General features: G+C 59.5%; 10 protein-coding genes. 7 read left to right on the plus strand and 3 right to left on the minus strand.

What is annotated here, in order from left to right; translation table 11 throughout:
* The 3 genes from D3879_RS21905 to D3879_RS21915 form a co-directional block, all read left to right on the plus strand.
* Nucleotides 1-622: transporter (locus tag D3879_RS21905; RefSeq protein WP_119956386.1), on the plus strand; the 622-nt coding region annotated here is incomplete at its 5' end.
* An 18-nt stretch (nucleotides 623-640) separates the two neighbouring features.
* Complete coding sequence (locus tag D3879_RS21910) at nucleotides 641-2,233, plus strand: outer membrane protein transport protein (protein ID WP_119955296.1); 1,593 nt, start codon at nucleotides 641-643, stop codon at nucleotides 2,231-2,233.
* Between the two features lies 1 nt (nucleotide 2,234).
* Nucleotides 2,235-3,398 carry a MalM family protein gene (locus D3879_RS21915; protein WP_119955295.1) on the plus strand — a complete coding sequence of 388 codons (1,164 nt, stop codon included), beginning with the start codon at nucleotides 2,235-2,237 and terminating at the stop codon, nucleotides 3,396-3,398.
* Nucleotides 3,399-3,485: 87 nt separating this feature from the next.
* Here the strand turns inward: D3879_RS21915 and D3879_RS21920 are convergent, their stop codons facing one another.
* Genes D3879_RS21920 through rloA form a run of 3 tightly spaced genes read right to left on the minus strand, consistent with a single transcriptional unit; the run spans nucleotide 3,486 to nucleotide 6,544 of the window.
* Nucleotides 3,486-4,469, minus strand: a complete 984-nt coding sequence (locus D3879_RS21920) for an alpha-L-glutamate ligase-like protein (RefSeq protein ID WP_177412492.1) — start codon at nucleotides 4,467-4,469, stop codon at nucleotides 3,486-3,488.
* A 6-nt stretch (nucleotides 4,470-4,475) separates the two neighbouring features.
* Complete coding sequence (gene rloB, locus D3879_RS21925) at nucleotides 4,476-6,002, minus strand: osmotic stress tolerance membrane protein RloB (protein WP_119956388.1); 1,527 nt, start codon at nucleotides 6,000-6,002, stop codon at nucleotides 4,476-4,478.
* 5 nt (nucleotides 6,003-6,007) lie between these two features.
* The gene (gene rloA / locus D3879_RS21930) at nucleotides 6,008-6,544 is read right to left on the minus strand and encodes a retropepsin-like aspartic peptidase RloA (RefSeq protein ID WP_119956389.1); all 537 of its coding nucleotides are present in this window, start codon (nucleotides 6,542-6,544) and stop codon (nucleotides 6,008-6,010) included.
* Between the two features lie 304 nt (nucleotides 6,545-6,848).
* On the opposite strand from rloA, the gene D3879_RS21935 reads away from it, so the two are divergent.
* The 4 genes from D3879_RS21935 to acnD all read left to right on the plus strand — a co-directional run bounded on the left by D3879_RS21935 (nucleotide 6,849) and on the right by acnD (nucleotide 12,784).
* Nucleotides 6,849-7,589: a GntR family transcriptional regulator gene (locus tag D3879_RS21935; protein WP_119956390.1), complete on the plus strand. Its 741-nt coding sequence runs from the start codon at nucleotides 6,849-6,851 to the stop codon at nucleotides 7,587-7,589.
* On the plus strand, nucleotides 7,586-8,488 hold the full coding sequence (gene prpB, locus D3879_RS21940) for a methylisocitrate lyase (protein WP_119956391.1): 903 nt from the start codon (nucleotides 7,586-7,588) through the stop codon (nucleotides 8,486-8,488). Before D3879_RS21935 ends, prpB begins: the two co-directional genes overlap by 4 nt.
* 67 nt (nucleotides 8,489-8,555) lie before the next feature.
* Entirely contained in the window at nucleotides 8,556-9,683 is a 1,128-nt protein-coding gene (gene prpC, locus D3879_RS21945; RefSeq protein WP_119956392.1) for a bifunctional 2-methylcitrate synthase/citrate synthase, read from the plus strand.
* A 506-nt stretch (nucleotides 9,684-10,189) separates the two neighbouring features.
* On the plus strand, nucleotides 10,190-12,784 hold the full coding sequence (gene acnD, locus D3879_RS21950; protein WP_119956393.1) for a Fe/S-dependent 2-methylisocitrate dehydratase AcnD: 2,595 nt from the start codon (nucleotides 10,190-10,192) through the stop codon (nucleotides 12,782-12,784).
* The last annotated feature ends 56 nt before the right edge of the window (nucleotides 12,785-12,840 follow it).

Here is a 12,840-nt window from a genome sequence, read left to right on the forward strand (position 1 = left end):
CAAGTACGACACCGAACGCGATTTGAACGCCTACAGCTTGGGCGATCTCTCTGCCAGCCTGCGCTGGCAGCCTTGGGCCTCGGTGCGTGGCAAGCCGGTGACGACCCTGTATGCCACCCTGGGTTTGCCCACTGGCACCAGCCCCTACGACATCAACAGCGACAAAGACCTGTCGACTGGCAGCGGTTATTACAGCATCGGCGGTGGTGCCAACCTATCTTATGTGATCGACCCAGTGGTGCTCTTCGGCTCGCTGGGTTACACCTACAACGTGCCGGTGACCGACATCAATCAGGCGCGTGGCGGGCGCAAGCTGGAGAAAGTCGATCCGGGCTCGACCCTGTCGTTCAGCATGGGCTTTGCCTATGCGCTGTCCTATGACGTTTCGCTCTCCACTTCCTACCAGATGGCGCAGACCTTCAAGCCGACTTACACCTTCGCCGACACCAGCTTCGAGGGTACCGAGCAGACCAGTTCGATCATGAACTTCTCGCTGGGGCTGAGGACCTCGCCAGACTACATCGTCAACATCAATGCCGGCTTTGGCATGACGGAGGACTCGCCCGACGTGTTGTTGGGGGTGTCGATGCCACTGGATATCAAAGGCCTGAAGGCCCAATAACCCGCGAGCGAGCACGTCATGACTATGCGTATTTCGCCGCTGGCGCGGGCGATTGCCGGGATCGGCATGCTCTGGATGGGGGTCGCGCAGGCGCAACTGGCGCAGAACCTGACCATCGGCAACCCCAAGGCGATGGCCATGGGCAACGCGATTACCGCGGATTTCAGCGGTATCGACGCGGTGCATTACAACCCCGCGGCCCTGACTAAACTGAAAGGCCGGCAGACCACCGTCAAGTTCATCGCCGGGGTGATGGACATTCGTGCCGACTTCAACGCACCGCCCGGTTACGGCAGCAACTTTCTCGGTCTGAACGACGATCCAGTCGCCAACAGTTCCAGCCGCACCACGACGTCGGCCATGTATTTGCCGGGGTTGGGCGGCGCGACCGAGGTGCCGCTGTTGTTCGCGCCGCTGGCGGGCTTGTCGATCAATCCGCCGGGCTCGAAGTTCACCTTCGCCACCAACGTCTACACCCCGCAGGCGCTGGGTTATTCTCGCGATGACAACGATCCGGCGCGCTACCAGGGTAAGGAAGTGGTGCTGCAGCGCTTGACCTACTTTTCGCCCTCGCTGGGTTACCAGATGAATGACGAACTGTCACTCGGGTTGTCGATCGGCTTTTCCCATCAGGCGGTAGCGCTCAACCAGGATTTCCGCGCCCCCGGTGTGCTCACTGGTTTCACCGGCGTGGCCCAGGATGCGCTGTGCACCGTCGATGGCAACCCGTTCGAGGTGCTGCTGAACATTTGTGGCGGTGATCTGGGGCCCTTTACCGATATCGCCAACATCGATGTGGACATGCAACAGTCCTTGTCGCCGACCTGGAACGTCGGTTTTCTCTGGGAGCCGAGCGACTGGTTCGCCCTCGGCGCGGTGTATCAGAGCGAGGCCAAGATGCATCTGCAGGGCCAGTACCGGGTCGACTACTCGCAGGACTGGCAGGGCTTTTGGCAGGGCCTAGACAGCTCGCTGATCGGCGCGATCTTCAACAGCATCACCCCGGATGGGGTGTTCGACGAGGAGAGGGGCAACGTCTCCATGGATCTGACCTATCCGGCGCATTTCGCCAGTGGGATCAAGCTCAAGCCGCATCCGCAATGGCAGATCAACTTCGACCTGAAGTGGACCGACTACAAGGCTTGGGAGAAGTTCGAGTTGGAGTTCGACCAGCCCCTGGATGTGCTTAAGATCGCCAGTCTGTTCTCACCGGACAATGCCACGGCGACCACCATCACCCTCGATCGTGACTACGAGTCGGTGTGGAGCTGGGCAGTTGGTGTCGAATATGAGCTCAATGAGCGCCTGAGCCTGCGTGTCGGCTATGAGCCGCGGCCTTCGGCCGTTCCAGGCAATAAGGCGGATATTCTTGCGCCGTTGGGCGATGCTCAGCTGTACGGGCTCGGCGCTGGTTATCGTTGGGACAAGGACACGGTGATCGATATCGGCTTCAACTATCTGGTCAGCAAGCAGAGCATTCCGGCACGCTCCAGTTGCAACATCAACTGCTCGGATATCGACAGCATGGTCTACAACCCCTATGCCGATCTCGATGTCGAAACCAGCGTCAAGGCTTATGTGCTGGCGCTGACTTATCGGACCACCTTCTGATATGCGTAGCCTACTGCTGCTCCTAACTCTCGTTGGTCTGGCCTCGGTGCAGGCCAGCAACGGCAAGTACTTGACCTGGGTCGATGATCAGGGGCGGGTGCACAACACCTTTGTCGATGGCAATTTCGCTAAACAGCAGCACCAGGCCGCGCGGCGAATCAGCCAAAGCGATCAGGCGCGGATGAACGATGATTCGGCAACGCGCTGGCCCGGCAGCAAAAACAATGGCGAAAGCAAACGCCGCTATTACACCTGGGTGGATGCCAGCGGCAATTTGCAGAACAGCTTCTATGCCGGCACCCAACAAACGGCAGGGAAGAGCGATGTGCTGCTGCCCAATGGCGAGCGTTCCGGTGAGTACATCGATGCCGATGTGCTGGAGGGGCGCAACTTTGTTCGCCCTGAGCACGGCAGCCCGTACTACACCTGGGTCGATGAGCAAGGGCGAATGCACAACTCAGCGGTGCCGGAGCAAGGTCGCGGGTCAGTGCAGAGGGCGACTGGTGACGGGCTGCCGGTCAAGTACACCGAGGGTCGCCAGGTCGAATTTGCCAACAAGACAGCGGTATTGCCATCCCTGGATGGCCAGCCCACGGCGGCGATGCAAGCATTATTGGCTGGAGCCCAGGGAAGCGCGGGGGATGGGCTCTATCAAAGCCTGCTGGACCAGTGCTGTGGGCAGCTGCCTGACGATGCGTTTACTGAACTGTCGGTGCAAGAACCTCGTTACGAGGAGCTCAATCGCTTCTCGCCGAGCTTTGATTTCCCCATGGGCCGCAGTTACTACGCGGCGCTGAAGCTGCCGCGCTCACAGCGTACGTATGGGTTGCGCGTACGCAGCTTTGCGAATAAGCAGGTGGTCTATCCCTCGCTACTGTTTCTCGATGAGGCCAAACGCCCAACGCGGCTAGTCAGCGATGCGGTCTATCAACTGCATGGCGAGACCTGGTATCGCTATGCCTTTATCGAAGGCACTGTGCCGGTCAAGGCTGCGGAAGGTGAACGCTACGTGTTGCTGCTCACCACCGACGAGGATCGTCATCTACAGACCCTAGACAACAAGCTGTTCAAGCGGCCGTTACAGGACCTGGCAGTGAATGACGCAGGAATGCAAACCCATGAGCATGCCGATCAGGGTGGTTTTGAGTTGGCGATCGTGCGTTAACCTCAACGCTGGCCAGCTAACTGCGAAAAGCCAAAAGCCCGGCGCTAGGCCGGGCTTTTGGTGGTGGTGGGTCAGCCTGCTCCTGGATCAGATCTCCGCTTGATGCACATGGCCGAACAACTGCTGTGCGAAGCGCATGCGCTCTTCCGGGGTTTCCTGGATGCCTTGGGCTTTCAGTTCCGCCAGACGCGCCTCGACAGCATGGGCGCGATGTACCAAGCCGCAGTCGTTAGCGATCTGGATATTCAGGCCGGGGCGGGCGTTGAGTTCGAGAATCAACGGGCCTTTGTCCTGATCCAGCACCATGTCCACGCCGATATAACCCAGGCCACATAGCTCATAGCAGCCGGAAGCCAGCTTCATAAAGCCATCCCAGTTCGGTAGCTGTACGCCGTCCACCGCATTGGTGGTGTCCGGGTGTTTGCTGATCTTGTTGTTCAGCCAGGTACCGCGCAACGTCACCCCAGTCGCCAGGTCGACACCGACGCCGATGGCGCCCTGGTGCAGGTTGGCTTTGCCGCCGGACTGTCGAGTTGGCAGGCGCAGCATGGCCATTACCGGGTAGCCCATCAGCACGATGATGCGGATGTCGGGTACGCCTTCGTAGCTGATGCTTTTGAAGATTTGATCCGGTGTTACGCGGTATTCGATCAGCGCGCGGTCGCGATGCCCACCCAGTGAATAGAGCCCGGTGAGGATGCTGGAGATCTGATGCTCGAGCTCTTCATGGCTGACTATCTTGCCGGAGACGGTGCGGTAGCGATCCTCGAAGCGGTCGGCGATCACCGTGATGCCGTCACCGCCAGCACCTTGCGCCGGCTTGATCACGAAGTCGCTACGCTCGCCGATGATCTCGTTGAGCTTGTCGATCTGCTTCTCGGTTTCGATGACCCCGTACATCTCGGGCACATGGATACCGGCCTCGATGGCGCGCTGCTTGGTGATGATCTTGTCATCGACAATCGGGTAGAGGTGCCGTTTGTTGTACTTCAGCACATAGTCCGCATTGCGCCGGTTGATGCCCATGATGCCTTTGGCTTCAAGGGCCTTCCACGTCTTCCAGAGACCGATCATGGCTCAATCCTTCAGGAAGGCTTTGAAGCGGAACAGCTCGGTCAGGCGGTAGCCGCGATAACGGCCCATCGCGAGCATGAAGCCCACCAGCATCAGCAGTACGGCCGGGAAGGTGAAGACGAAGTAATTCAGCTCAGGCACGCTCATCAACAGGTGCGCCAGGGCCGCGGCGAACAGCGTGCCGACCCCCACTTTCATCGCATGACCACCGCCACGCTCTTCCCAGGTGATCGACAGGCGTTCGATGGTCATGGTCAGAATGACCATCGGGAACAGGGCAACCGACAGGCCGCGCTCCAGGCCGAGTTTGTGACTGAACAGGCTAATGGCAGCGATCAGTACCACGACGAAGGTCAGCACCACGGAGAGTCTGGGCAACATCTGCAGCTTGAGGTGCTCAAGGTAGGAGCGCAGCGACAAGCCGAGCGCGGTGATGATGGTGAACAGCACGATGCCGAAGCCCAATTGGGTTTCGCGGAAGGCCAGGGCGATCAGCACCGGAGTGAAGGTGCCGAGGGTCTGCAGGCCGATCAGGTTGCGCAGGACCAGAATCACCAGCACGCCGAGCGGGATCATGACCATGATCATGAAAGTTTGCTGAGTTTGCAGCGGCAGGCCGTACAGCGAGTATTCGAGGAAGTCGGCGTCGGTGCTCTCGTCGGTCAACTTGGCCAGGCGGATGGCATTCATCTCGCTGTTGTTCAGACTGAAGCTGACTTGGACTTTCTTGCCACCTTCGATGTTGACCAGGTTGTCATCGCCAGTCCACCAGACCAGGCGGTCGACCGGCAGGCCCTGTTCGCCGGTTTCCGGGCTGAAGTACAGCCAGTTTTCACCGTCGAAGCTGCGCAGCCAGAGTTCTGGGCTCTGCGGTTGATCGGCAACCAGGCGAATTGTGTGGACACGCTCCATTGGCACATGGGCGATGGACAGCAGCAGCTCGATGGTTTTGGCTTTGTTCGGTGTTGACGCATCGCCAGCGAGCAGCAGTTTGACGTTGTCGTCGTTGACGTTGTTGACCCGCTTGATGGTCTCGCTGATGAAGGTTTCCACGTCCGCCGAATGCTGCCGAATCGGGGCCAGTAGGGCTTCTGCGGCAATCTTCTCCGGGCCTTCTACGGCAATGCTGTCACGGAAGATCGGGCCCTTGGCCTTGGGCTTCTCGCCACTGTAGCGTTTGGTCAGCACCAGGCGGTAGTAGAGTGTTTGTTTACCGCTGGCCCGGCGGGCCGACCAGGTGACCTTACGGTTGCCGTCGATGCGGTTAATGCTCACGCCATAGTTGTTCGAGATGAAACTCTCGTTAAGGCTGACGTAGTCCTGGCTCAGCGGCGGCACGAACATCTGCACTTTGACCGGATTTTTCGGGCTGGCCTGGAACTCGACTTTGGCATCGATATTCCACAGATCATCGGTTTCATCCTCGGTGATCGGGATGCCAACAATAAAAATCTGGTATGCCGTAATCAGAATGCCCAAGGTCACCAGAATGGTGATCAGGACTTTCAGATGTAGGTTAAGAGAGCGCATGTGAATTACTCGGCAGAGTTTGCGTCGGTGGCGCAGCCGGGTTTCCCTGCTGCGTATTTAAGGCTCGGATCGACCAGTGCATCGAAGCGTTTGAGTGCTTCGGAACCAATCAAAAGCGGGTATTGGAAGGCGCTGCGGTCAGTCAAGTTCACTTCGATGCTGCGTAAGGCTTTGCCCATACAGATATCCAGCTCGATCACCGGGCGCGCAGTGTAGGTTTTTTCTTCCTCGGGATCGTAGTCGCCAGCGCGTCGTTTGATCTTGCTGATACGTGCCAGCGGGCGCTCGATGGGATGGGCGTGGGCATCGTCGACGGCTAAATAAAAACGCACCCAGGTCTCGCCATTACGCTTGAAGCGCTTGATGTCACGTGCGCTCAGGGAAGCCGTTTTAGCGCCGGTATCCAGTTTGGCGGCCACTTGCTGGTTGATATCGGTCAGTTGAGCGTATTCGTTCAGACCATAGATGGTCTTGTCGGCGGCGAGACTCATGCCGGGCAATAGAATCAGGCAAAACAGCAGGGCTAAGGGCTTGAGTCTCATAAGTCCTAAAGGTGTATCGCGATTATCGGGCCAGGGTATCGGCGGCGTAGCAGAGTCAGTCCGGCGCGCCAGGCGTGGAAGTTTAGCAGGCAGTACACAGGCGCCTCGCCAGGCGCATACGGGGCGGCATTCTAACATGGGGATTTTCTGCGGCGACAGGCGCTTATGTGTGTTTCTGCAAGGAGGTTCGGTGAATTTTAATCTTTTGCTTATTAAAAGATTGTCGACAATAGCTTTGGTTCGTTTGACAGATCACCTCTGTTTAGGTAGTTTTTGCCAAAATCTTTAACGGTGTGTCGACAATATGCAGGGTGTTATCGAGTCCCCCCTGATCGCTCAAGACGAATCCGAGACGCTTTCTGAGCATGTCTTTCGCCGTATCCAGGCGGCCATCGTCAAGGGTGAGATTGCTCCCGGCAGCAAGATCTCCGAGCCTGAGCTGGCGCGCACTTACGGCATCAGTCGCGGCCCGCTACGGGAAGCGATTCATCGCCTGGAAGGGCAGAAGCTACTGGTGCGGGTGCCGCATGTCGGCGCGCGAGTGGTCTCGCTCAGCCATGCCGAGCTGATCGAACTCTACGAAATTCGCGAGTCGTTGGAAGGTATGGCCTGTCGTTTGGCTGCCGAACGCATGAGTCAGGCCGAAATCGATGAGCTGCGCCGGGTGCTGGACACCCATGAGCGCGACGCGGCTTTCCAGGCAGGAGTCGGCTACTACCAGCAGGAAGGCGATTTCGACTTCCACTACCGAATCATCCAGGGCAGCGGTAATCGCACCCTGTCGCAGATGCTCTGCGGTGAGCTGTACCAGTTGGTGCGGATGTACCGCATCCAGTTCTCCGCCGTGCCGAATCGGCCACGTCAGGCCTTTGCCGAACATCACCGAATTCTCGATGCCATCGCCGAACGTGACGGCGAGATGGCCGAGCTGCTGATGCGCCGTCACATCGGTGCCTCCAAGCGCAATATCGAACGCCACTATCAAGAGGCATCCGCCAGACAAGGCGTGCCGGTCAAGACAGCCACTCCACGAGGTGAGTCATGAGTCAGAGTTCTTCCATTCAGAGCACTCCAGGTCAGCGTTTCCGCGATGCGGTAGCCAGCGAACAGCCATTGCAAGTGGTCGGCGCAATCAATGCCAACCATGCGCTGCTGGCCAAGCGTGCCGGCTTCAAGGCGATCTACCTGTCCGGCGGCGGCGTTGCGGCCGGCTCCCTGGGGCTGCCGGATTTGGGCATCACTGGGCTGGATGATGTGCTCACCGATGTACGCCGGATCACTGACGTGTGCGACCTGCCGTTGCTGGTGGATGTCGACACGGGTTTTGGTTCTTCGGCATTCAACGTCGCGCGAACCGTCAAGTCGATGATCAAGTTCGGCGCCGCGGCGATCCATATCGAGGATCAGGTGGGTGCCAAGCGCTGTGGCCACCGGCCGAATAAAGAGATTGTCTCGCAGCAGGAAATGGTCGATCGGATCAAGGCGGCAGTCGATGCGCGCACCGATGACAGTTTCGTGATCATGGCGCGTACCGATGCGCTGGCGGTGGAGGGGCTGCAATCGGCGCTCGACCGTGCGGCGGCCTGCATCGAGGCGGGCGCCGACATGGTCTTCCCGGAGGCCATCACCGAACTGGAGATGTACAAGCTGTTTGCCGACAAAGTGAAGGCACCGATTCTGGCCAACATCACCGAGTTCGGTGCCACGCCGCTGTTTACCACTGAAGAGTTGGCCTCGGCCAATGTTTCCTTGGTGCTCTATCCGCTGTCGGCGTTCCGCGCCATGAACAAGGCGGCGGAAAATGTCTACACCGCGATTCGTCGTGACGGCACCCAGAAGAACGTGATCGACACCATGCAGACCCGCATGGAGTTGTACGAGCGCATCAATTATCACGCTTTCGAGCAAAGCCTCGACGCGTTGTTTGCGCAAAAGAAAAACTGATTGAACGAACCGATTTCTCACATCGAAATTGCAGTATCCGACAACAAATTCAAAGCGGGAGAGAGCAATGGCTGAAGCAAAAGTATTGAGTGGCGCAGGCCTGCGTGGCCAGGTTGCCGGGCAGACCGCTCTGTGCACCGTGGCCCTGCCCGGCGCTGGTTTGACCTATCGTGGCTATGACGTGCGGGAGCTCGCCGCCGGGGCGATCTTCGAGGAAGTCGCCTACCTGCTGCTGTACGGCGAGCTGCCGAACAAGGCACAACTCGCGGCATATATGAAGAAGCTGCAAGGTCTGCGCGATCTGCCGCAGGCGTTGAAAGAGGTGCTCGAGCGCATTCCGGCCAACGCCCATCCGATGGATGTGATGCGCACCGGTTCGTCGGTCCTCGGGACCCTGGAGCAAGAACACAGCTTCGAGCAGCAGCATGATGTGACTGACCGGCTGCTGGCAGTCTTTCCGGCGATCATGTGCTACTGGTACCGCTTCAGTCATGAAGGTCTGCGCATCAATTGCGTCACCGATGAAGAGTCCATCGGCGGCCACTTCCTGCACCTGCTGCATGGCAAGAAGCCGAGTGAGTTGCACGTCAAGGTCATGCATGTGTCGCTGATCCTCTACGCCGAGCACGAGTTCAACGCCTCGACCTTTACCGCGCGTGTCTGCGCCTCGACCCTGAGTGATATGTACTCCTGCGTCACCGCGGCTATCGGTTCGCTGCGCGGCCCGCTGCACGGCGGTGCCAACGAGGCGGCGATGGAGATGATCGCGCGCTTCAATTCGCCGGAGGAGGCGGTCAAAGGCACCCTTGGCATGCTCGAGCGCAAGGACAAGATCATGGGCTTCGGCCACGCGATCTACAAAGACTCCGACCCGCGTAACGAGGTGATCAAAGGCTGGTCGAAAAAGCTCGCTGACGAAGTCGGTGACAAGGTGCTTTACCCCGTCTCGGAAGCGATCGACAAGACTATGTGGGAACAGAAAAAACTCTTCCCCAATGCCGACTTCTACCACGCCTCGGCGTACCACTTCATGGGCATTCCAACCAAGCTGTTTACCCCGATCTTCGTCTGCTCGCGGGTCACCGGCTGGGCCGCCCATGTGTTCGAACAGCGTGCCAACAACCGCATCATTCGGCCCAGTGCTGAGTATGTCGGCGTTGAGCAGCGTCCGTTCAAGCCTATCTCCGAGCGATAGCCGCTGATTTCCCTCTCCCGCTTGCGGGAGAGGGTGGCCCGCAGGGCCGGGAGAGGGGTGGTGCAAATTGGAGTCTGTTCACGATCTCGCGAGCTAAGGTCAGGCAAGGCGAAATCGGGCGAAAAAGCGCAGTTTACGGGTAGTAAATGAGCATTTTGAGCCCGATTTCAACGCAGCATGGCCGACGCGCAGCAGATCATGAGCAGGCTCTTACACGCCCTCGTCTGGTGGCGGGCAGTAGTGAATTCTCTCTCCCTTCAGGGAGCGGGTTAGGGAAGGGTAATCGTCTCGGAAAGGCGCCCCGTCCTCAGCCCTCTCCCTGAAGGGAGAGGTACAAATTTCACCCCAGCATCGAGTGAGCACCATGAGCGCCAACATCGATCTGAACAATCGTTCTGACTATCCGCCGCTGGACAAGCGCTGATTGGGAAAAGGGGAGTAGGCCGTGACCCTTGGCTCTCCCCGACCTCGCCCTTCTGAACATTACTCGATTGAGTCCCTACGCCATGAACACTGCAAACCGCAAACCTCTGCCAGGCACCCAGCTGGATTTTTTCGACACCCGTGCCGCGGTCGATGCGATCCAGCCCGGCGCCTACGACAAACTGCCTTACACATCCCGCGTGCTGGCCGAAAACCTGGTGCGCCGTTGCGACCCGGCCACGTTGAATGCATCGCTGAGCCAGCTCATCGAGCGCAAGCGCGACCTGGACTTCCCGTGGTTCCCGGCCCGCGTGGTGTGTCATGACATTCTCGGCCAGACCGCGCTGGTCGACCTCGCCGGCTTGCGTGATGCTATCGCTGACATGGGCGGAGACCCCTCGAAGGTTAACCCGGTGGTGCCGACCCAGCTCATCGTCGATCACTCACTGGCCGTCGAGCATGGTGGCTTCGACAAGGATGCGTTCGAGAAGAACCGCGCCATTGAAGACCGTCGCAACGAAGACCGCTTTCACTTCATCAACTGGACCAAGAAGGCGTTCAAGAACGTCGACGTGATCCCACCGGGCAACGGCATCATGCACCAGATCAATCTGGAGCGGATGTCGCCGGTGGTACATGCGCGTGACGGCGTCGCCTTCCCGGATACACTGGTCGGCACTGACAGCCATACCCCTCATGTCGATGCGCTGGGCGTGATCGCCATCGGCGTCGGTGGTCTGGAAGCGGAAAGCGTGATGCTGGGTCGTGCCTCCTGGATGCGCCTGCCGGACATCATTGGTGTCGAGCTCACCGGCAAGCCGCAACCGGGCATCACCGCGACGGACGTTGTGCTGGCTCTGACCGAGTTCCTGCGCGCCCAGAAGGTGGTTGGTGCCTACGTTGAATTTTATGGCGAAGGCGCGTCCGCGCTGACGCTGGGCGACCGCGCGACCATTTCCAATATGACGCCGGAGTTTGGCGCCACGGCTGCGATGTTCTACATCGACCAGCAGACCATCGACTATCTGACGCTCACCGGTCGTGAGGCTGATCAGGTCAAGTTGGTTGAGCTCTATGCCAGGGCAACCGGCCTGTGGGCGGACACCCTCACGAACGCCGAATACGAGCGTGTACTGACGTTCGACCTGTCCTCCGTGGTTCGCAATATGGCCGGGCCCTCCAACCCGCACAAGCGCCTGCCGGTTTCCGAACTGGCCGCCCGCGGTATCAGCGGTGTGGTGGAAAACGAGCCGGGCAAAATGCCGGACGGTGCCGTGATCATCGCCGCCATCACCAGCTGCACCAACACCAGCAACCCGCGCAACGTGATCGCAGCCGGCCTGCTGGCGCGCAACGCCAACAAGCTTGGCCTCACCCGCAAGCCCTGGGTGAAGTCCTCGCTAGCTCCCGGCTCCAAGGCCGTACAGCTTTATCTGGAAGAAGCCAATCTGCTGCCGGAGCTGGAGCAACTGGGCTTCGGCATCGTCGGCTTCGCCTGCACCACCTGCAACGGCATGAGCGGCGCGCTGGACCCGATGATCCAGCAGGAAGTCATCGACCGCGACCTGTATGCCACCGCCGTGCTGTCGGGTAACCGCAACTTCGATGGCCGCATTCACCCCTACGCCAAGCAGGCTTTCCTCGCCTCGCCGCCGCTGGTGGTGGCCTATGCCATTGCCGGAACCATTCGTTTCGATATCGAAAAGGATGTGCTCGGTCTGGATGCCAACGGCAAGGAAATCCGCCTGAAAGACATCTGGCCATCTGACGAAGAAATCGACGCCGTTGTCGCCGCCAGCGTCAAGCCGGAGCAGTTCAACAAGGTCTACATCCCGATGTTCGCCATCGATGAAGACACCGGTCCGAAGGTCGAGCCGCTGTACGACTGGCGCCCGCAGAGCACCTATATCCGCCGTCCGCCATACTGGGAAGGCGCCTTGGCCGGTGAGCGCAGCCTGAAAGGCATGCGCCCGCTGGCGGTGCTGCCCGACAACATCACCACCGACCACTTGTCGCCGTCGAACGCCATCATGCTGGACAGTGCGGCAGGTGAATACCTGGCCAAGATGGGCCTGCCGGAGGAGGACTTCAACTCCTACGCCACCCACCGTGGCGACCACCTGACGGCCCAGCGTGCGACCTTCGCGAATCCGCAGCTGGTGAACGAGATGGCGGTGGTCGATGGCAAGGTCAAGAAGGGTTCGCTGACGCGCATCGAGCCGGAAGGCCAGGTTGTCCGCATGTGGGAAGCCATCGAAACCTATATGGAACGCAAGCAGCCACTGATCATCATTGCCGGTGCCGACTACGGTCAGGGTTCGTCCCGTGACTGGGCCGCCAAGGGCGTGCGTCTGGCCGGTGTAGAAGCCATTGTGGCCGAAGGCTTCGAGCGCATCCACCGTACCAACCTGGTCGGCATGGGCGTGCTGCCGCTGGAGTTCAAGCCGGGCGTGAATCGCACGACGCTGGGCATCGACGGCAGCGAAACCTTCGACGTGATCGGCGAGCGTACCCCGCGTACCACGCTGACCCTGGTGATCAACCGCAAGAACGGCGAGCGTGTCGAAGTGCCGGTCACTTGTCGTCTCGATACCGCCGAAGAGGTATCGATCTACGAGGCTGGCGGTGTACTGCAGCGTTTCGCCCAGGACTTCCTCGAATCGGCTACGGCTGGCTAAGTAACGCGCTGAGGCGTAACGGTGACGTTGCGCCTCAGCCTTATCAGGACAAGAAT

Origin of the sequence: Pseudomonas cavernicola (assembly GCF_003596405.1) — a bacterium.
Taxonomy (GTDB): domain Bacteria; phylum Pseudomonadota; class Gammaproteobacteria; order Pseudomonadales; family Pseudomonadaceae; genus Aquipseudomonas; species Aquipseudomonas cavernicola.